A 19340-nucleotide genomic window follows, 5' to 3' on the forward strand; every position below is an offset into this window, starting at 1 on the left:
CGCGGCGGACAGGCGCACGTTCCGGATTCGCGACCGTGACGGCGTCGCGCGTCGCGAACCGGCGCGGGTGTCTCACGAAGTCGATGCGACGAACCGATCGTCCCGGCATCCGCGCGTGCGCGCCGCCGTGCCTGCAAACCCCGCACACGTGCGGCTCGGCGCCTGCGCCGGCCGGCCGGACAACCGCCGCGCGCCACGCATGCGGATGTCTCAATCGCGCGAGACGCGGCGAGATCCCGGTGAGACGAACGTCTCACGCCCGCCGCGTGCTGCGATGCAATGTGATCCGCCGAACCGGATGTGCTACAAGGACATCGATATCCCCGCCGTACGGAACCGGAGCCGACCATGCCCTATGCCGTCCCCCAGGCCCAGCACGCCGACCGTGTACTCGGCGCGCTCGCCGGGCGCCTGCCTGCGCCGGCCGACTCCGAGCGCCTCGTGTCGTCGTGGCAACGCTCGCTGGAGCGCTACTGTCTCGACCCTGCTTCGTCGATCGGCCCGCGTGTGCTGACCGCGGCCGAGCTGCGCGAAGTGCGCGACAAGGAAGAGGCCTTCCTGCGCGCGTCGGGCCAGTGCCTGACGCGGCTGCACGACATGATCCGCGTCGCCGACTACTGCGTGATGCTGACCGACGCGCACGGCGTGACGATCGACTACCGGATCGACCGCGAGCGCCGCAACGATTTCCGTCATGCAGGGCTGCACATCGGCTCGTGCTGGTCGGAAAGCGAGGAAGGAACGTGCGGCGTCGCGAGCGTGCTGACCGATCTCGCACCGATCACCGTGCACAAGACCGATCACTTTCGCGCGGCGTTCACGACACTCACCTGCAGCGCGGCGCCGATCTTCTCGCCGGGCGGCGAACTGATCGGCGTGCTCGACGCTTCGGCCGTGCATTCGCCCGACAGCCGCGACAGCCAGCGGCTCGTCTACCAGCTTGTGCGGCAAAGCGCGGCGCTGATCGAGGACGGCTACTTCGTCCACAGCACCGCGCAATACTGGATCCTGTTCGGGCATCCGAACCGTCACTACGTCGAAGCACAACCCGAATGGCTGATCGCGTTTGACGAATGCGGCAATATCGTCGCCGCGAACCGGCAGGCGCGCGACGCGCTGCCGGCGCTGCGCGAGCCGCGCCATATCGACGAGATCTTCGATGCGACCGAGATGCCGCTGCGCGATGCCGCGCGGCTCGATACGATCGTCGCGGTGCGGCTGCGCGCGACCGGCGCGCCGCTCTATGCGCGATTGCGGGCGCCGCTACGGCGCGCCGGCCGCGAGCCCGGCACGGTATCGCGCCGCGCGGGCACCGCGCCACGCCACGTCGGCGCGCTGACGCCGTTCCTGCACAGCAGCGACGCGCATATCGCGCAGCAAGCCGAGCTCGCGCTGCGCGTCGCGAGCAAGCGGCTGCCGATTCTCGTGCTCGGCGAAACCGGCGCGGGCAAGGAAGTGTTCGCGCGCGCGATCCACGATGCCGGTGCGCGGCGCGCGCGACCGTTCGTCGCCGTCAACTGCGGCGCGCTGCCGGATGCGCTGATCGAGAGCGAACTGTTCGGCTATGCGGCCGGCGCGTTCACCGGCGCGCGCAAGCACGGTGCACGCGGCAAGATCGCGCTCGCCGACGGCGGCACGCTGTTTCTCGATGAAATCGGCGACATGCCGCTCGCGCTGCAGACGCGCCTGCTGCGCGTGCTCGCCGACGGCGAGGTCGTGCCGCTCGGCAGCGATACGCCCGTGCGCGTCGATCTCGACGTGATCTGCGCGACCCACCGCGATCTCGCGCGGATGGTGGCCGACGGGACGTTCCGCGAAGATCTGTACTACCGGCTGAGCGGCGCGACGTTCGAACTGCCGCCGCTGCGTGAACGCTCGGACGTGCGCGACGTGATTGCCGCCGTGTTCGCCGAGGAAGCGCAGGCGACCGGCCACGTGCTCACGCTCGATCCGACGCTCGCCGAGCAGCTCGCCGCATACGCGTGGCCCGGCAACGTGCGGCAACTTCGCAACGTGCTGCGCTATGCGTGCGCGGTGTGCGACGCCGCGCGCGTGACGCGGCACGACCTGCCGGCCGACCTCGTCGCGCAACTCGGCGCCGATGCGGCCGGCGCACTGCCCGACGACGAGCGCGGCCGCATCGTCGCGGCGCTCACCGCGCACCGCTGGCGGCCCGACGCGGCCGCCAAGGCGCTCGGCATGTCGCGTGCGACGCTGTACCGGCGCATCGCGAAGCACCGGATCGTCGCACCGCACCGCGCGTGACGCACGGGCACGACTGCGGTCATGCGGCCTGCCCGGCCGCTTCGTTCGCGTTGCCTGCCACGCCGGCCGCTTCGTCGCGCCGCGTGAACACTTCGTGCGCGGCGAACAGCGCGTTGAGCGCGGCCGGCATCCCCGCATACACGGCCATCTGCATGAACACCTCGACGATCTCGTCGCGCGTGCAACCGACGTTCAGCGCGGCCTCGATATGCACCTTCAGTTGCGGCTGCGCGTTGCCGAGCGCGGCCAGCGCCGCGATCGTCGCGATTTCGCGCGCCTTCAGGTCGAGCTGCGGCCGGCTGTAGATGTCGCCGAAGCTGAACTCGACCAGGAGCCGCCCGAAGTCCGGTGCGATCGGCGCGAGCGCCGCGATCACGCGTTCGCCCACTTCGCCGTCGATTTCCTTCAGTTTGTTCCAGCCGCGCGTGTAGCGATCCTCAACGAGTCGTTCCATGGTGTCCGTCCTGTTCCGATAAAGCGTGAGAAGAATTTGCCCGTCGTTCCGCTTCGTGCCCCTGCGCCTCGTAGTACGTGATCTTGTCGCCGATCACGTCGAGGTTTGCCTGCAGCTCCGCGAGATGCGCGCGCACCGCGTCGCGATGCGCGACCAGCAAGTCGCGCCGCGCGCCGAACGTCGACTCGCCTTGCTCGCGCAGCACCGCGAACGCCTGGATCTGCGCGATCGGCATGCCGGTCGCCTTCAGGCGCATCACGAAGGCCAGCCCGGCAAGGTCGGCCGGTGCATAGAGCCGGTGCCCGGCTGCCGTGCGCGAAATCGCGCGCAGCAGGCCGGCCTGCTCGTAGTACCGCAGCGTGTGCGTGGACACGCCCGTCAATTCGGCGACTTGCCCGATCGTCAGCGGACCGGCGGCGGAGGGTTGGGATGCGGTTTTCGACATGGCAGGAACAAGGTTAGGAGTTAGAGTTCACTCTAAGTCAAGCGTTATCGAACGGCCAGCGCAACGACGATCCGCGCACGCCCTGCGACACCGTAAAGAATGGTCAAAACCGGCACCCGGCACGGGTTTCGGCCTTTACAGCACCGCAAGCCTTCAGCAAGATTCGGTCAGCCTGTCTTAAAAAGGGCACGCATTTGTCCTATGCTTAACGGCGACGGCCGGCCCGATCTCGCGCCGCCGTCCGTTGCAACAGCCATTCATCCGTCAGAACCAGGGAGCCTTTGCCATGCTGAAAAAGCTGCTGATGCTGTTCGTCGCGCTGTCGCTGTCGCTCGCCGCCGGCCTTGCCGCGGCTGTCGAAGTCAACTCGGCTGACCAGGCCGCGCTCGAATCCGTGAAGGGTCTCGGCCCCGTGAAGTCGAAGGCGATCATCGACGAACGCACCAAGAACGGCCCGTTCAAGGATGCCGACGATCTCGCGAACCGCGTGAAGGGCCTCGGCACGAAATCGGTCGGGCACCTGGAGGAAAACGGCCTGACGATCGGCGGCTCGTCGACGCCGCCGAAGGGCGTGAAACTGTCGAAGCCGGCCGCAACCGCACCGGCCACGACGACTGCCGGCACCGCATCGACGTCCACGACCGCGACGGCCGGCACGACGACTGCAGCGCCGGCCCCGGCGGCAAGCGCACCGGATGCGGCGGCGAAACCGGCGAAGGCGAAGCGCGCGTCGAAGAAGGAAAAGGCAGCGGCCGCAGCGGCGGCATCCGCCGACGCGGGTGCGAGCGCACCGGCCGCCGCGTCGTCCGCGAAGGCGACGAAGGGTTCGAAGAAGAAGAGCAAGAAGGACAAGGCAGCCTCCGCCGCCGCGGCGTCGGGCGCCTGATGTGCGCCGCGCGCGCGACGGCGTGCGCGCGGTATTCGTTCAACGGGCGCCGTCGTCACGGCGCCCTTTTCAGTGAAGGTGAAGAACCATGGGTCTCCTCGACATCGTCGGCGGTCTGATCGGCGGCCAGGCCGGCGGCAACTCGCAAAGCGCGCTCATCACGACCGCGCTCGAATTCATCAACAACCAGCCGGGCGGCCTGAACGGCCTGATCGAGAAGTTCAAGGCAGGCGGCGCCGGCGACATCATCGGCTCGTGGGTCGGCAACGGCGAAAACCAGCCGATCTCGGGCGAGACGCTGCAGAACGTGCTTGGCTCGGACGTGGTCGGCTCGCTCGCGAGCAAGGTCGGTATCGATCCGTCGCAAGCCTCGTCGATTCTCGCGCAGGTGCTGCCGCACGTCGTCAACGGCGCGACGCCGAACGGCGAAGTGCCGGCCGGCGGCCAGGTCGACACGTCGAACGTGCTCGGCACGCTCACGCAGCTTGCCGGCATGTTCGGCGGCAACAAGCAGGGCTAAGCATTCCAGCCGGCGCGGCAGCCCGTTGTGCCGCTCCATAAGCAAACACCCCGCTTCAGGCGGGGTGTTCGTTTTTGCGCGCCCGGCGTGAGCCGGGCGGGCGACCGATGGCAGGCGATCAGTGCACGACGCGGTCGAACACGAACTTGCCGTCGTGGACGTCGACCGGAATCACGTCCTTCGGACCGAAGCGGCCGGCGAGGATCAGCTTCGCGACCGGGTTCTCGATCTCCTGCTGGATCGCGCGCTTCAGCGGCCGTGCACCGAACAGCGGATCGTAGCCGACCTTCCCGATCTGCTCGAGCGCCGCGTCCGACACGTCGAGCGCCATGTCGAGCTTCGCGAGCCGGTCGTGCAGGCGCGCCAGCTGGATCTTCGCGATCGACTCGATGTTGCTGCGGTCGAGCGCATGGAACACGACGACGTCGTCGATCCGGTTCAGGAACTCGGGGCGGAAATGCTGCTTCACCTCGAGCCACACCGCGTCCTTGATCTCTTCCTGCGGCGCGCCCGTCATCGCCTGGATCACCTGCGAGCCGAGGTTCGACGTCATCACGATCACCGTGTTCTTGAAGTCGACCGTACGCCCCTGCCCGTCCGTCATGCGACCGTCGTCGAGCACCTGCAGCAGCACGTTGAACACGTCCGGGTGCGCCTTCTCGATCTCGTCGAGCAGGATCACGCTGTACGGCTTGCGGCGCACGGCTTCCGTCAGGTAGCCGCCTTCCTCGTAGCCGACATAGCCCGGCGGCGCGCCGATCAGCCGCGCGACGCTGTGCTTCTCCATGAACTCGCTCATGTCGATGCGGATCAGGTGCTCTTCCGAGTCGAACAGGAACGACGCCAGCGCCTTGCACAGCTCGGTCTTGCCGACACCCGTCGGGCCGAGGAACAGGAACGAGCCGTACGGACGGTTCGGATCGGCGAGACCCGCACGCGAACGGCGGATCGCGTCGGCCACCGCGCCGATCGCCTCATGCTGGCCGACCACGCGCTCGTGCAGCTTTTCCTCGATGTGCAGCAGCTTCTCGCGTTCGCCCTGCATCATCCGCGACACGGGAATCCCCGTCGAACGCGACACGACTTCAGCGATTTCCTCGGCACCGACCTGCGTGCGCAACAGGCGCGGACGCGTCGGGCTGTGCTGCTCCTGCTCTTCGGCCTGCGTGACCTGCTTCAGCTGCGCCTCGAGCTGCGGCAGCTTGCCGTACTGCAGCTCGGCGACCTTCTCCAGCTTGCCGTCACGCTGCAGCCGCGCGATGTCCGCCCGCACCTTCTCGATTTCTTCCTTGAGCTGTGCGCTGCCCTGCACCGCGGCCTTCTCGGCGGTCCAGATCTCTTCCAGGTCCGCGTACTCGCGGCCGAGGCGGTCGATCTCTTCCTCGATCAGCTGCAGGCGCTTCTGCGACGCTTCGTCCTGCTCCTTCTTCACGGCTTCGCGCTCGATCTTCAGCTGGATCAGCCGGCGGTCGAGCTTGTCCATCTCTTCGGGCTTCGAATCGATTTCCATCTTGATCTTCGAAGCGGCTTCGTCGATCAGGTCGATGGCCTTGTCGGGCAGGAAGCGGTCGGTGATGTAGCGGTGCGACAGCTCGGCCGCCGCGACGATCGCCGGGTCGGTGATGTCGACGCCGTGGTGCAGTTCGTACTTCTCCTGCAGCCCGCGCAGGATCGCGATCGTCGCCTCGACGCTCGGCTCGTCGACGAGCACCTTCTGGAAGCGGCGCTCGAGCGCGGCGTCCTTCTCGATGTACTTGCGGTATTCGTCGAGCGTGGTCGCGCCGATGCAGTGCAGCTCGCCGCGCGACAGCGCCGGCTTCAGCATGTTGCCCGCGTCCATCGCGCCTTCGGCCTTGCCCGCGCCGACCATCGTGTGGATTTCGTCGATGAAGACGATCGTCTGGCCTTCGTCCTTCGCGATGTCGTTCAGCACGGCCTTCAGGCGCTCCTCGAATTCGCCGCGGTACTTCGCACCGGCGAGCAGCGCGGCCATGTCGAGCGACAGCACGCGCTTGCCCTTCAGCGTCTCCGGCACCTCGCCGTTGACGATCCGTTGCGCGAGCCCTTCGACGATCGCGGTCTTGCCGACACCCGGCTCGCCGATCAGCACCGGGTTGTTCTTCGTGCGGCGCTGCAGGATCTGGATCGAGCGGCGGATTTCGTCGTCGCGGCCGATCACCGGGTCGAGCTTGCCCGCACGCGCGCGCTCGGTCAGGTCGACCGTGTATTTCTTCAACGCTTCGCGCTGGCTTTCCGCGTCCTGGCTATGCACCTGCGAGCCGCCGCGCACCGCGGCGATCGCGGCTTCCAGCGCCTTGCGCGTGAGGCCGTGCTGACGCGCGAGCTTGCCGGCTTCGCCCTTGTCGTCGGACACGGCGAGCAGGAACATTTCGCTCGCGATGAACGTGTCGTTGAGCTTCTGCGCTTCCTTGTCGGCCTGGTTCAGCAGCCCGGCCAGTTCACGGCCGATCTGAATGTCGCCGCCCGTGCCCGTCACTTGCGGCAGGCGCGAGATGGCTTCGTTCAGCGCGCCTTGCAGCGCCTGAATGTGAACGCCCGCGCGCGACATCAGCGAGCGCGCGGAACCGTCCTGCTGCGCGACCAGCGCCGCGAGGACGTGAACGGGTTCGATGTATTGATTGTCGCGGCCTGCCGCGAGGCTTTGCGCGTCCGCGAGTGCTTCCTGGAACTTGGTGGTGAGCTTGTCGATTCTCATTTAGTCGAGACCTCCAATTTTCGATTAACACCAAGATGAGGATGGTTATGCGGCTTTCAAGCGAAATTCGGGTTGATTCAGCGCAAAAATTGCTGGATTGACTGGAAGCGGCTCCTGGACGGGCCGCGCGCGGATCGCGGGGCGCGGCGCCTGCGTGTCAGCCGGCCGCCGACGGCGGCTCGACGGTCGCCGGCGCGTCGTCCGGCGGCGCTTCGGCACGCACGAGCGCAACCGGACGGATACCGAGCAGCGCCGCGATCGGCGACGCGGGCTCGACGAGTTCACTGAGCCGGTGACGGTCGAGTTCGGCGAAGAACGCGTCGCGCGCGGCCGCCAGCACCCCCTTCAGGCGGCACTGCGGCTCGATCACGCAGCCGCGCGATTCGCCGCTGTCGGTCAAAAAGCAACCGACCAGCGCGAAGTCGCTCTCGGTCGCGCGCACGACCTGGCCGACCGTCAGCTGCAGCGATTGCGGGAAGAGCCGCAGCCCGCCATTGCGGCCGCGAACCGTGTCGACCCATCCCAGCTCGCCGAGCTGCTGCACGACTTTCATCAGATGGTTCTTCGAGATGCCGTAGGCATCCGAGATCTCCTGGATCGTCGCGAGCCCCTCTCCGCGTACGGCAAGGTACAGCATCACGCGCAGCGAATAGTCGGTGTAGTCGGTGAGTCTCATGAGCGAATACGGAAGTGAGCGAACGTGTTCCGATGACGTGAGGCGGGCCGATCGCGGTGCCCGCGGGACCGGCCGACGGTCCCGTTCCGCGCCCCGGGTTGCCGGGATCGCGTGCGCGCAATAAGATGCGTGACAGTTACACGTTTTCAGCGGGTATTGGACGCTATTTTGCGTCAAAATCCGACCGGCGTCCTGCCTGACACCCACGCCACGCCCGTCGGCGCCCCCGATCTACCGGCCCCTTTTTGCCATGACTGCCCTGCCCGCCTCGCCCGACACCGCACCGGCCCGCCCTCGCGACACCGAGCCGACCGAAGACAACATCCGCGATCTCGTCTACGCGTTCTACGACCGCGTGCGCGCCGATCCGCTGCTCGGGCCCGTGTTCGACGCGAAGCTGGCCGGCCGCTGGGACGACCACCTGCCGAAGATGGTCACGTTCTGGTCGAGCCTTGTGCTCGGCACCAAGGGCTATCGCGGCAACGTGCAGCAGGCGCACCAGCCGCTCGACGGGATCGAGCCGGCCCATTTCAGCCGCTGGCTGTCGCTGTTCCTGAAGACCGTCGAGGCGCGCTACGCGCCGCCCGCGGCGATCCGCTTCATGGAGCCCGCGCTGCGGATCGCGCAGAGCCTGCAGTTGAGCCGGTTCGGCTGGGACTACCGGATTCCGCCCGAGCAGCAGGCACTGCTCGACGCGATCGCGCCGCGCCGCCGCGACGCGAACGACGCTCCGCACGCGTCGCTGTCGCGTACCCGCGGCGAGCCGTTTCCGACGAAGATCATCGGGCGCAGCGTCGATCCGGACGCGTAACGCGCGGCCCGTGGCGCCAGGCACGCGTGCCGCCTGCGGCACATGGCCGCACCGTCCGTCCCGATGCCGTGTTCAGCGCGGCGTATTGCCCGACTCGACACCCCAGCGCGCGAGCGCGGCATCGTCGGTGCTGCGCGCATCGACCCAGCGCTCGCCGTCCGGCGTCGTTTCCTTCTTCCAGAACGGCGCCTCGGTCTTCAGATAGTCCATCACGAACTCGCACGACGCGAACGCATCGCCGCGATGCGACGCGACCGTCGCGACCATCACGATCTGGTCGAGCGGCAGCAGCCTGCCGACGCGATGCACGATCGCGACGTCGATGCCCGGCCAGCGCCGGGAGGCCTCCGCGGCGATCTTCTCGAGCGCCTTCTCGGTCATCCCCGGATAGTGCTCGAGCTCCAGCGCGGCGATCGAGTCGCCTTCGTTCAGGTCGCGCACCGTGCCGACGAAGCACGCGAGCGCGCCGATCTTCGGGTTGCGCGCGCGCAATGCCGCGACTTCCGCATTCAGATCGAAATCGTCTGCCTGGACTCGTACCGTTGCCATCGCACGCCCTCTCAACCGCCCGTCACCGGCGGAAAGAACGCGACCTCGCAGCCTTCGGTGAGCCGCGTGTCGGGATCGGTCATCTCGTGGTTGCACGCCATGCGCAGCGCGCGCCCTTCGGCGAGCGTCTCGGCCCACGCGCCGCCGCGCACGCGCAGCCACGCGCGCACGTCGCCGACGGTCGTCACGCTGTCCGGCACGTTTGCCTCTTCATCGGCGACGCCCAGCGCCTCGCGCACGCTTGCAAAAAATTTCAGCTGAATCTTCATGGTTCGGGAAGCCGTCGCGTTACGACAGCAGTTCGGAAAACGGAATGAAACGCACGGTCTCGCCGGCGCTGATCGCGTGCTGTGGCGGATTGTCGATCAGGCCGTCGCCCCAGACCGTCGACGTCAGCACCGCCGAGCTCTGGTTCGGGAACAGGTCGAGGCCGCCGGCCGCGTTCACGCGCGCACGCAGGAATTCGTTGCGCCGGTCGCCCTTGCTTTGCGAAAAGTCCGCCCGCAGCGACAGCGCGCGCGGCGCGACGTCGCGCACGCCGGACAGACGCAGCAGGAACGGCCGCACGAACAGCAGGAACGTGACGAAGCTCGATACGGGATTGCCGGGCAGCCCGATGAAGTGCGCATCGGCGCGCTCGTCGCCGCGACGCACCGCGCCATACGCGAGCGGCTTGCCCGGCTTCATCGCGATCTGCCACAGCGCGAGCCGCCCTTCGGCCTCGACGGCCGGCTTCACGTGATCCTCGTCGCCGACCGATACGCCGCCGCTCGTCAGGATCACGTCGTGATCGCGCGCGGCCTCGCGCAGCGTGTCGCGCGTCGCGGCGAGCGAGTCGGGCACGATCCCGTAGTCGGTCACGTGGCAGCCGAGCCGCTCCAGCAGCCCGCGCACCGTGAAGCGGTTCGAGTTGTAGATCGCGCCAGGCTTCAGCGGCTCGCCGGGCATCGTCAGTTCGTCGCCGGTGAAGAACACCGCGACGCGGATCCGCCGAGCCACCGACAGCTGCGCGCAGCCGACCGATGCGGCGAGGCCGAGCGCCTGCGGCGTGAGCCGCGTGCCGGCCGGCAGGATCACCGAACCCTGGCGGATGTCCGCGCCCTGCGCGGTGATCCACTCGCCGGCCTTCGGCGTGTGCAGGATCTCGACGGCGTCGCCGTCGGCCGATGCCTGCTCCTGCATCACGACCGCATCGGCGCCGGCCGGCACCGACGCACCGGTAAAGATCCGCGCAGCCGTGCCGGCCGCGAGCGGTTGAGCCGGATGGCCGGCCGGAATGCGCTGCGACACCGGCAACCGCCGATCGCCGTGCAGCAGGTCGGCGACGCGCACCGCATAGCCGTCCATCGCACTCGTATGCATCGGCGGCACGTCGAGCGGCGAACTCACGTCGGCGGCCAGCACGCGGCCGAGCGCATCGAGCGTGGCGACGGTTTCGGCGCCGGGCAGCGGCTTCGCGGCATCGAGCAGCGCGGCGAGCGCCTCGGCGGTCGACAGCATCGGCGCGCGCGGCGCCGCGGGATTCGGGTTCGACATCGATGGAATCGGGGATCGTTGAAGTCAATACGTCATTGTAGCGACGCCGTCGCACGGGCGCGCAATATGGCGGACATGCGAAAACTGTGATCGGCGCGAACGCGCGGGTCTGGCACTTGTTTCGCGCGACAGGCGATGCCCGCGCGCCAATTGAAACGGCCGGAATCCCGATCCGTTCGACGAATCGGCATTCCGGCCGTCCTGCGCAGCCGGGCCCGCGGGCCCGGCCGTGCGTCACGCGCCCGTGTGAGCGACGATGAAGTCCTTCACCTGCTGGGCATCGGCCTTCACGACCTCGAAGCGCTGCGGCAGCGACTCGAGCCCGTCGAACGCGGCCGGCCGCTCGGCTTCGCGATCGAGCGCCTCGCGGATCGTCTCGCCGAACTTGATCGGCTGAGCCGTCTCGAGCACGACCATCGGCACGCCGGCATCCAGGTGCTCGCGTGCGACCTTCACGCCGTCGGCCGTGTGCGTGTCGATCATCGTGTCGTAGCGCGAGAACACGTCGCGGATCGTCGCGATGCGGTCGGTGTGGCTGCTGCGGCCCGATACGAAGCCGAACTCGGCGACGCGCGCGAAATCGCCGCTCGCCGCGAGATCGAAGCCGCCCTTTTCCTCGACGTCGCGGAACAGCTGCATCACGCGCGCCGGATCGCGGCCGAGCAGGTCGAACACGAAGCGCTCGAAGTTCGACGCCTTCGAGATGTCCATGCTCGGGCTGCTGGTGTGATACGTGTTCTCGGCGCTGCGCACGCGATACGCACCGGTGCGGAAGAACTCGTCGAGCACGTCGTTCTCGTTGGTCGCGACCACGAGCTTCGCGATCGGCAGCCCCATCATCCGCGCGATGTGGCCCGCGCAGACGTTGCCGAAGTTGCCCGACGGCACCGTGAACGACACGCGCTCGTCGTTGGACTGCGTCGCCGCAAAGTAGCCCTTGAAGTAGTACACGACCTGCGCAACGACGCGCGCCCAGTTGATCGAGTTGACCGTGCCGATCTTCTGCTGTGCCTTGAACGCGTGATCGTTCGACACGGCCTTCACGATGTCCTGGCAGTCGTCGAACACGCCTTCGACCGCGAGGTTGAAGATGTTCGGATCCTGCAGGCTGAACATCTGCGCCGTCTGGAACGCGCTCATCTTCTTGTGCGGCGACAGCATGAACACGCGCACGCCGGCCTTGCCGCGCATTGCGTACTCGGCCGCGCTGCCCGTGTCGCCGGACGTCGCGCCGAGGATGTTCAGCGCTTCGCCATGCTTCGCGAGCGTGTACTCGAACAGGTTGCCGAGCAGCTGCATCGCCATGTCCTTGAACGCGAGCGTCGGGCCGTTCGACAGTTCGAGCAGCGACAGCGCCGCGCCGTTCTCGGTGCCGAGCGTCTTCAGCGGCGTGATGTCGGACGCGTTCTCGCCGTGGCGCGTGTTGCTGTACACGGCGGCCGTGTACGTGCGGCGCGTGATCGCGCGCAGGTCGTCGGCCGGCACGTCGTCGCAGAACTTCGACAGGATCTCGAACGCGAGATCCGCGTACGACAGCGTGCGCCAGCGCGCGAGCTCGTCGGCGGACACCTTCGGATACTCGGCCGGCAGGTAGAGCCCGCCGTCCTTTGCGAGGCCGCCGAGCAGGATGTCGGAGAACGTGTGGCGCTCGCCGATGCCGGCGCCGCGCGTGGAGATGTAGTTCATGTCGCCTTCCGTCCTCAGTTCAGCGCTTCCATGCGCAGCTTCGTCACCTTCGACACGACCGTCGCGAGGCTCTCGATTTGCGCGATCGCCGCATTGACGTTCTTCTCGACCGTTTCGTGCGTGATCAGGATGATGTCGGTTTCGCCGTTCGCACCGTCGACCTGCTCCGACTCCTTCTGCAGCAGCGCGTCGATCGAGATGCCCGATTCGGCGAGGATGCGCGTGATGGCGGCGAGCACGCCGGTCTGGTCGGCCACGCGCAGGCGCAGGTAATAGCCGCTCGTCACTTCCTCGATCGGCAAGATCGGCGTGTTCGACAGGCTGTCCGGCTGGAACGCGAGATGCGGCACGCGATGCTCCGGGTCGGCCGTGTGCAGGCGCGTGACGTCGACGAGATCCGCGACCACGGCCGATGCGGTCGGCTCCGCGCCCGCGCCCTTGCCGTAGTACAGCGTCGTGCCGACCGCGTCGCCGTGCACGACGACCGCGTTCATCGCCCCCTCGACGTTCGCGAGCAGGCGCTTCTCGGGGATCAGCGTCGGGTGCACGCGCAGCTCGATGCCGTTTTCGGCGCGGCGCGTGATGCCGAGCAGCTTGATCCGGTAGCCGAGCTCTTCCGCGTAGCGGATGTCGGTCGCGTCGAGCTTGCTGATGCCTTCGACGTAGGCACGGTCGAACTGCACCGGCACGCCGAACGCGATCGCGCTCATGATCGTCGCCTTGTGCGCGGCGTCGACGCCTTCGATGTCGAAGGTCGGATCGGCTTCCGCGTAGCCGAGTTCCTGCGCGGCCTTCAGCGCGGTCGCGAAGTCGAGCCCGCGGTCGCGCATTTCCGACAGGATGTAGTTGGTCGTGCCGTTGATGATGCCCGCGATGTACTGGATGCGGTTCGCGGTCAGGCCTTCGCGCAGCGCCTTGATGATCGGGATGCCGCCGGCGACGGCCGCTTCGAACGCGACCATCACGCCCTTCTCGCGCGCGGCTTCGAAGATCTCGGTGCCGTGCACCGCGAGCAGCGCCTTGTTCGCCGTCACGACGTGCTTGCCGTTCGCGATCGCGCGCAGCACGAGCTCGCGCGCGATGCCCGTGCCGCCGATCATCTCGGCGATGATCGCGATCGACGGATCGTCGACGACTGCATTGAAGTCGTCGGTGATCTGTGCGGCGGCGGCGTCACCGCCGAGCGCAGCCTGCGCCTTGGCCGGGTTGCGCACGGCAATGCGCGCCACCTCGATGCCGCGCCCCGCGCGTCGCTTGATTTCTTCCTGGTTGCGGCGCAGCACCGTGAAGGTGCCGCTGCCCACCGTGCCGAAGCCCAACAGGCCAACTTTGATCGGTTCCATGCTGCGTGTGATCGATGAGTAAGTAGTAATGAATTCCGTGTGACGCTGCCCGCTCAGACCGAATGGCGCTTGCGGTAGCCGTCGAGGAAGCGTGCGATCCGGTTGATCGAATCGGTCAGGTCGTCGAGGTTCGGCAGGAAGACCACGCGGAAGTGGTCCGGCGTCGCCCAGTTGAAACCCGTGCCCTGCACCAGCAGCACGCGCTCTTCGAGCAACAGGTCGAGAATGAATTGCTGGTCGTTCTGGATCGGGTAGAGCTTCGGGTCGAGGCGCGGGAACATGTACAGCGCGGCCTGCGGCTTCACGCAGGTCACGCCCGGGATCGACGTCAGCATGTCGTACGCGAGCTCGCGCTGCTTGTACAGGCGCCCGCTCGGCACGATCAGCTCGTTGATGCTCTGGTAGCCGCCGAGCGCCGTCTGGATCGCGAACTGGCCGGGCACGTTCGCGCACAGGCGCATCGACGACAGGATGCCGAGTCCCTCGAGGTAATCCTTCGCGCGCCGGCGGTTGTCGCCGCCGAGGCCCGACACGGCCATCCAGCCCGCGCGGTAGCCGCACGAGCGATAGCTCTTCGACAGGCTGTTGAACGTGACGGTGATCACGTCTTCCGACAACGCCCCCATCGCCGTGTGCTCGAGGCCGTCGTAGACGATCTTGTCGTAGACCTCGTCGGCGAACACGATCAGCCCGTGCTGGCGCGCGATGTCGATCAGCTCGAGCAGCAATTCGTCGGAATAAAGCGCGCCCGTCGGGTTGTTCGGGTTGATCACGACGATCGCCTTCGTGTTCGGCGTGATCTTGCTGCGGATGTCGTCGAGATCGGGCATCCACGCATTCTGCTCGTCGCACACGTAGTGCACGGGCGTGCCGCCCGACAGGCTCACGGCCGCCGTCCACAGCGGGTAATCAGGCGCGGGCAGCAGCACTTCGTCGCCGTCGTTCAGCAGCGCCTGGGTCGCCATCACGATCAGCTCGGACGCGCCGTTGCCGATGTAGATGTCGTCGAGGCCGACGCCCACGACGCCCTTTTCCTGCGTGTAGTGCATCACGGCCTTGCGCGCCGAGAACACGCCCTTCGAATCCGAATAGCCGGACGACGCCGGCAGGTTGCGGATCATGTCCTGGATGATCTCGTCCGGCGCGTCGAAACCGAACGGCGCGAGGTTGCCGATGTTCAGCTTGATGATGCGGTGGCCTTCTTCCTCGAGGCGCTTCGCGTGCTCGAGCACCGGGCCACGGATGTCGTAGCAGACGTTGAGCAGCTTGTTCGACTTCTGAATCGGTTTCACGACGACACGGTTCCTGGGTTGGCCTTGCGGCCGGGGGGACGGGATCAAAACTGGAAAGCGGCCGGTCTGTGCGCGCTGTCTAGACTGGGAAAAAGCGGGCGGTCGGACGCGGCTTGTGGCGACGCACGACGCAAGTGGCGCCCGGGGGCGACCAAAAAGTTATAATTTAGCGGATTTTGGCCGACTTTCGCAATGCACCATAGCCGCGCCGGGCCCGCGCCGTCAGGCGTCCCCGCGCGGCCAGGCGCGTGAAACCGGCCATCCGGGCCGCTTCGGCCCTGCGAACCATTCCCCTTCGGAACCGCGGAATACCGATTTGAAACTGCACCAGGACACGAGCGGCGCGCTCAACACCGTCACCGGCTACGGCCCCGATTACGTCGACGTCAATCTCGAACGCCATGAAACGAGCGTCATCGTGCTGCCCGGCGCGCCGGTCCAGGCATGGCCCGTGGCGTCGTTCGACGCGCTCGCGCCGGAGCATTTCGCGATGCTGCTCGATCCGACGCCCGAGCTCGTGATCTTCGGCAGCGGCGCGCGGCTGCGCTTCCCGCACCCGCGCCTCGTCGCGGCGCTCACGGCCAAGCGGATCGGCGTCGAGACGATGGATTTCCAGGCGGCCTGCCGCACCTACAACATCCTGATGGCCGAGGGCCGCAAAGTCGCCGCCGCGCTCTTAATTGAACGTTAATCCCGGATGCGGTAAAACTCGGGCCGGCGCAACGGGTCGATCCCTTCGATCGGCCCGGCCAGGCCGCCCGCCCCGGCGCAATCCGCCGGCGGCCCGTCACAACAACCAACAGGCTGAAAATCCATGAACGATACGCCGTCGAGGCTACCGCTCAATCGCATCACGCTCGTCCTCCTGCTCGTCGCGCTCGCGATCGTCTGGTTCGCGCCGCTCGGGCTGCGCCACCTGATCCCGAGCGACGAAGGCCGCTACGCGGAGATGGCGCGCGAGATGTTCGTCACCGGCGACTGGATCACGCCGCGCTACAACGGCTACAAGTACTTCGAGAAGCCGCCGCTGCAGACCTGGCTGAATGCGCTCACGTTCGCGTGGTTCGGCATCGGCGAATGGCAGGCGCGCCTCTACACGGCCGTCGCGAGCTTCGCCGGCATCCTGCTCGTCGGCTACACCGGCGCGCGCCTGTTCAACCCGCTGTCGGGCTTCCTCGCGGCCGTCGTGCTCGCGAGCTCGCCGTACTGGAACCTGATGGGCCACTTCAACGCGCTCGACATGGGGCTCGCGTTCTGGATGGCGCTGTCGCTCTGCTCGCTGCTGCTCGCGCAACAGCCCGGGCTGCGCCCGGCCGCCGTGCGCGGCTGGATGTGGGCATGCTGGGCCGCGATGGCGTTCGCGGTGCTGTCCAAGGGCCTCGTCGGGCTGATCCTGCCCGGCGCCGTGCTCGTGCTCTATACGCTGATCGCGCGCGACTGGGCACTGTGGAAGCGCCTGTACCTCGTCAGCGGCCTCGTGATCTTCTTCGCGATCGTCACGCCGTGGTTCGTGCTCGTCCAGCAGCGCAACCCCGAATTCTTCAACTTCTTCTTCATCGTCCAGCAGTTCCGCCGGTACCTGACCCCGGAACAGAACCGCCCGGGCCCGGTGTACTACTTCGTACCGGTGCTGCTGGTCGGCTTCCTGCCGTGGCTGTCGGTCGCGTGGCAGAGCATCCGCCATGCGCTGCGGATGCCGCGCCAGCCGAACGGCTTCTCGCCGATGCTGGTGCTGCTGATCTGGAGCGCCTTCATCTTCCTGTTCTTCAGCACGTCGCACTCGAAGCTGATCTCGTACGTGCTGCCGGTCGCGCCGGCGCTCGCGCTGATCATCGGCGCGTACCTGCCGCTGATGACGGCCGACCGGTTCCGCCGCCACCTGCTCGGCTACCTCGTGTTCTTCGTCGCCGCGGCGTTCGGGATCATCTTCCTCGCGTACCTGGGCGATGCCCGTACGCCGAACGCGCTGTACCGCGCATTCCAGATGTGGCTGTACGCGGGCCTCGCGGTCTCGGCCGCGCTGACGCTCGCGGCCGCGTGGCTGAACCGCCGCACGGGCGTCGCGGCCGCGATCGCCGCGTTCGGCGCCGCCTGGCTCGCGTTCGGCACGATCGGCGGCACCGGGCACGACGAATTCGGCCGCTACAGCTCGGGCGCGCTGCTCGCGCCCGCCGTGCGCGCCGAACTGGCGAAACTGCCGCCCGACACGCCGTTCTATTCGGTCGAGATGCTCGACCACACGTTCCCGTTCTACATGGGCCACACGACGATCATGGTCCAGCGCCAGGACGAGCTCGCGTTCGGGATCTCGATGGAGCCGAACAAATGGATTCCGACGGTCGACGAATGGGTCACGCGCTGGAAGCAGGAAACCCATGCACTCGCGATCATGCCGCCCGGCCAGTACGACACGCTGGTCAAGCAGGGCGTGCCGATGCGCGTGGTCGCGCGCGACAACCGCCGCGTGATCGTCGAGAAACCGCAATCGTAAGGACGCCCATCGCATGAATCCCGTTTCACTTGTGTGCATCGTCACCGGCGTGATGCTCAACGCCGTTGCGCAGCTGCTGCTCAAGGCCGGCGTCAACGCCGTCGGGCACTTCGAATTCAGCCGTGCGAACATTATCCCTGTCGGCCTGAAGATCGCGACCCAGCTGCCGATCATCGGCGGCCTCGGCTGCTACGTGCTGAGCGTCGTGGTCTGGATTCTCGGGCTGTCGCGGGTCGACGTGTCGATCGCGTACCCGATGCTGTCGCTCGGCTACGTCGTGAATGCGTTCGCGGCGTGGTACCTGTTCGGCGAAGTGCTGTCCGTCCAGCGGCTCATCGGGATCGGCATCATCCTGATCGGGGTGCTCGTGCTCGCGCGCAGCTGAGCATGCCCCGCGGCGTTAAGCGCCCGCCTACAAAAAATCACGGTGCGAATCCGCCAACCGGTGTTTAATGCCGGTTTCGGGCGGGATCGCCCGACCCTTTTATTACACGCCATTACAGGCCAACGCGTTCATGAGCCAGACTACCGCTCCGTTTCTGCCGTTCACCCGCCCGGAAATCGACGAGGAAACCATCCAGGGCGTCGTCGACGTGCTGCGCTCGGGCTGGATCACCACCGGCCCGCAGAGCCAGAAGTTCGAGGCAGCGCTGTCCGAGTACTGCGGCGGCCGTCCGGTCCGCGTGTTCAATTCGGGCACCTGCACGCTCGAGATCGGCCTGCGCATCGCGGGCGTCGGTGCCGGCGACGAAGTGATCACGACGCCGGCGTCGTGGGTCTCGACCAGCAACGTGATCATCGAAACGGGCGCGACGCCCGTGTTCGCCGACATCGATCCCGTCACGCGCAACATCAATCTCGACAAGCTCGAGCAGGCGATCACGCCGCGCACGAAGGCGATCATCCCGGTGTTCCTGTCCGGCCTGCCGGTCGACATGGACCGCCTGTACTCGATCGCGCGCGCGCACAAGCTGCGCGTGATCGAAGACGCCGCACAGGCGTTCGGCTCGACCTGGAACGGCAAGCGCATCGGCGCGCTCGGCGACCTCGTGTCGTTCAGCTTCCACGCGAACAAGAACCTGACGACGATCGAAGGCGGCGCACTCGTGCTGAACAACGAGGACGAAGCGACGCTCGCGCAGAAGTACCGGCTGCAGGGCATCACGCGCACCGGCTTCGACGGGATGGATTGCGACGTGCTCGGCGGCAAGTACAACCTGACCGACGTCGCCGCCCGCGTCGGCCTCGGCCAGTTGCCGCACATCGACCGCTTCACCGCGCAGCGCCGCGCGCTCGCCCGTGCGTATTTCGCCGCGTTCGACGGCAGCGCGGCCGCGAAGCTCGGCGTCGGCCTGCCGGTCGCCGACTTCGCGAACAGCAACTGGCACATGTTCCTCATCACGCTGCCGCTCGAGCGGCTGACGATCACGCGCGCCGAGTTCATGGCGCAGCTGAAGGAACGCGGCATCGGCACGGGCATCCACTACCCGGCGATCCATCTTTTCACGCTGTACCGTGCACGCGGCTTCAAGGAGGGCATGTTCCCCCACGCCGAACGGTACGGCGCGTCGACCGTCACGCTGCCGCTGTTCACGCAGATGACGGAAGACGACGTGCGTCGCGTGGTCGACGCCATCAACCAGATTTGCGAACAATACGGAAAATAAGCG

At 67.3% G+C, this 19340-nt stretch carries 18 protein-coding genes; 8 read left to right on the forward strand and 10 right to left on the reverse strand.

The window, feature by feature from the left end; all coding sequences use genetic code 11:
• Positions 1-348 precede the first annotated feature (348 nt).
• Positions 349-2265 (forward strand): sigma-54-dependent Fis family transcriptional regulator, encoded by a 1917-nt coding sequence (locus U5798_RS27440; RefSeq protein ID WP_322083797.1) that lies wholly within the window; start codon positions 349-351, stop codon positions 2263-2265.
• A 19-nt stretch (positions 2266-2284) separates the two neighbouring features.
• Here the strand turns inward: U5798_RS27440 and U5798_RS27445 are convergent, their stop codons facing one another.
• A complete protein-coding gene (locus U5798_RS27445) occupies positions 2285-2719 on the reverse strand; it encodes a carboxymuconolactone decarboxylase family protein (RefSeq protein ID WP_124450293.1) in 435 nt (144 codons plus the stop codon).
• Positions 2703-3164 (reverse strand): MerR family transcriptional regulator, encoded by a 462-nt coding sequence (locus U5798_RS27450; RefSeq protein ID WP_322083798.1) that lies wholly within the window; start codon positions 3162-3164, stop codon positions 2703-2705. Before U5798_RS27450 ends, U5798_RS27445 begins: the two co-directional genes overlap by 17 nt.
• A gap of 286 nt (positions 3165-3450) precedes the next feature.
• Here U5798_RS27450 and U5798_RS27455 point away from each other — a divergent pair, with 286 nt between their 5' ends.
• Both U5798_RS27455 and U5798_RS27460 read left to right on the forward strand, forming a co-directional pair.
• Complete coding sequence (locus tag U5798_RS27455; RefSeq protein WP_124450297.1) at positions 3451-4050, forward strand: ComEA family DNA-binding protein; 600 nt, start codon at positions 3451-3453, stop codon at positions 4048-4050.
• A gap of 88 nt (positions 4051-4138) precedes the next feature.
• Positions 4139-4570: a YidB family protein gene (locus U5798_RS27460; RefSeq protein ID WP_124450299.1), complete on the forward strand. Its 432-nt coding sequence runs from the start codon at positions 4139-4141 to the stop codon at positions 4568-4570.
• 118 nt (positions 4571-4688) lie between these two features.
• Here U5798_RS27460 and clpB read toward each other — a convergent pair whose 3' ends face one another.
• Positions 4689-7286 (reverse strand): ATP-dependent chaperone ClpB, encoded by a 2598-nt coding sequence (clpB, locus tag U5798_RS27465; protein ID WP_124450301.1) that lies wholly within the window; start codon positions 7284-7286, stop codon positions 4689-4691.
• 157 nt (positions 7287-7443) lie between these two features.
• Entirely contained in the window at positions 7444-7962 is a 519-nt protein-coding gene (locus U5798_RS27470; RefSeq protein WP_124450304.1) for an Rrf2 family transcriptional regulator, read from the reverse strand.
• A 250-nt stretch (positions 7963-8212) separates the two neighbouring features.
• Here U5798_RS27470 and U5798_RS27475 point away from each other — a divergent pair, with 250 nt between their 5' ends.
• Complete coding sequence (locus U5798_RS27475) at positions 8213-8773, forward strand: group III truncated hemoglobin (protein WP_124450306.1); 561 nt, start codon at positions 8213-8215, stop codon at positions 8771-8773.
• A gap of 72 nt (positions 8774-8845) precedes the next feature.
• Here U5798_RS27475 and U5798_RS27480 read toward each other — a convergent pair whose 3' ends face one another.
• The 6 genes from U5798_RS27480 to U5798_RS27505 form a co-directional block, all read right to left on the reverse strand.
• On the reverse strand, positions 8846-9322 hold the full coding sequence (locus tag U5798_RS27480; RefSeq protein ID WP_124450308.1) for a molybdenum cofactor biosynthesis protein MoaE: 477 nt from the start codon (positions 9320-9322) through the stop codon (positions 8846-8848).
• Positions 9323-9333: 11 nt separating this feature from the next.
• Complete coding sequence (gene moaD, locus U5798_RS27485) at positions 9334-9591, reverse strand: molybdopterin converting factor subunit 1 (protein ID WP_012328655.1); 258 nt, start codon at positions 9589-9591, stop codon at positions 9334-9336.
• Positions 9592-9610: 19 nt separating this feature from the next.
• Positions 9611-10858, reverse strand: a complete 1248-nt coding sequence (gene glp / locus U5798_RS27490; protein ID WP_322083799.1) for a gephyrin-like molybdotransferase Glp — start codon at positions 10856-10858, stop codon at positions 9611-9613.
• A 234-nt stretch (positions 10859-11092) separates the two neighbouring features.
• Positions 11093-12544, reverse strand: a complete 1452-nt coding sequence (gene thrC / locus U5798_RS27495; RefSeq protein WP_124450312.1) for a threonine synthase — start codon at positions 12542-12544, stop codon at positions 11093-11095.
• Between the two features lie 14 nt (positions 12545-12558).
• Positions 12559-13887, reverse strand: a complete 1329-nt coding sequence (locus U5798_RS27500) for a homoserine dehydrogenase (protein WP_124450314.1) — start codon at positions 13885-13887, stop codon at positions 12559-12561.
• 53 nt (positions 13888-13940) lie between these two features.
• The gene (locus U5798_RS27505; RefSeq protein WP_124450316.1) at positions 13941-15179 is read right to left on the reverse strand and encodes a pyridoxal phosphate-dependent aminotransferase; all 1239 of its coding nucleotides are present in this window, start codon (positions 15177-15179) and stop codon (positions 13941-13943) included.
• Between the two features lie 316 nt (positions 15180-15495).
• Between U5798_RS27505 and U5798_RS27510 the strand changes: the two genes are divergently transcribed.
• The 4 genes from U5798_RS27510 to U5798_RS27525 all read left to right on the forward strand — a co-directional run bounded on the left by U5798_RS27510 (position 15496) and on the right by U5798_RS27525 (position 19337).
• Positions 15496-15870, forward strand: a complete 375-nt coding sequence (locus U5798_RS27510) for an Mth938-like domain-containing protein (RefSeq protein ID WP_059645648.1) — start codon at positions 15496-15498, stop codon at positions 15868-15870.
• Positions 15871-15993: 123 nt separating this feature from the next.
• Entirely contained in the window at positions 15994-17670 is a 1677-nt protein-coding gene (locus U5798_RS27515) for a glycosyltransferase family 39 protein (RefSeq protein WP_124450320.1), read from the forward strand.
• A 13-nt stretch (positions 17671-17683) separates the two neighbouring features.
• Positions 17684-18055 carry an SMR family transporter gene (locus U5798_RS27520; protein ID WP_153488433.1) on the forward strand — a complete coding sequence of 124 codons (372 nt, stop codon included), beginning with the start codon at positions 17684-17686 and terminating at the stop codon, positions 18053-18055.
• A gap of 130 nt (positions 18056-18185) precedes the next feature.
• Positions 18186-19337, forward strand: a complete 1152-nt coding sequence (locus U5798_RS27525; RefSeq protein WP_322083800.1) for a DegT/DnrJ/EryC1/StrS aminotransferase family protein — start codon at positions 18186-18188, stop codon at positions 19335-19337.
• The last annotated feature ends 3 nt before the right edge of the window (positions 19338-19340 follow it).

The sequence above is a fragment of the Burkholderia sp. BCC1972 genome, from assembly GCF_905339605.1.
Taxonomy (GTDB): domain Bacteria; phylum Pseudomonadota; class Gammaproteobacteria; order Burkholderiales; family Burkholderiaceae; genus Burkholderia.

Coding starts and splice junctions, on each gene's coding strand:
- U5798_RS27460 (WP_124450299.1), top strand. CDS start 4,139: ATGGGTCTCCTCGACATCGTCGGCGGTCTGATCGGCGGCCAGGCCGGC.
- U5798_RS27480 (WP_124450308.1), bottom strand. CDS start 9,322: ATGGCAACGGTACGAGTCCAGGCAGACGATTTCGATCTGAATGCGGAA.
- U5798_RS27515 (WP_124450320.1), top strand. CDS start 15,994: ATGAACGATACGCCGTCGAGGCTACCGCTCAATCGCATCACGCTCGTC.
- U5798_RS27450 (WP_322083798.1), bottom strand. CDS start 3,164: ATGTCGAAAACCGCATCCCAACCCTCCGCCGCCGGTCCGCTGACGATC.
- U5798_RS27440 (WP_322083797.1), top strand. CDS start 349: ATGCCCTATGCCGTCCCCCAGGCCCAGCACGCCGACCGTGTACTCGGC.
- thrC (WP_124450312.1), bottom strand. CDS start 12,544: ATGAACTACATCTCCACGCGCGGCGCCGGCATCGGCGAGCGCCACACG.
- U5798_RS27445 (WP_124450293.1), bottom strand. CDS start 2,719: ATGGAACGACTCGTTGAGGATCGCTACACGCGCGGCTGGAACAAACTG.
- U5798_RS27455 (WP_124450297.1), top strand. CDS start 3,451: ATGCTGAAAAAGCTGCTGATGCTGTTCGTCGCGCTGTCGCTGTCGCTC.
- U5798_RS27475 (WP_124450306.1), top strand. CDS start 8,213: ATGACTGCCCTGCCCGCCTCGCCCGACACCGCACCGGCCCGCCCTCGC.
- U5798_RS27520 (WP_153488433.1), top strand. CDS start 17,684: ATGAATCCCGTTTCACTTGTGTGCATCGTCACCGGCGTGATGCTCAAC.
- glp (WP_322083799.1), bottom strand. CDS start 10,858: ATGTCGAACCCGAATCCCGCGGCGCCGCGCGCGCCGATGCTGTCGACC.
- U5798_RS27500 (WP_124450314.1), bottom strand. CDS start 13,887: ATGGAACCGATCAAAGTTGGCCTGTTGGGCTTCGGCACGGTGGGCAGC.
- U5798_RS27470 (WP_124450304.1), bottom strand. CDS start 7,962: ATGAGACTCACCGACTACACCGACTATTCGCTGCGCGTGATGCTGTAC.
- moaD (WP_012328655.1), bottom strand. CDS start 9,591: ATGAAGATTCAGCTGAAATTTTTTGCAAGCGTGCGCGAGGCGCTGGGC.
- clpB (WP_124450301.1), bottom strand. CDS start 7,286: ATGAGAATCGACAAGCTCACCACCAAGTTCCAGGAAGCACTCGCGGAC.
- U5798_RS27525 (WP_322083800.1), top strand. CDS start 18,186: ATGAGCCAGACTACCGCTCCGTTTCTGCCGTTCACCCGCCCGGAAATC.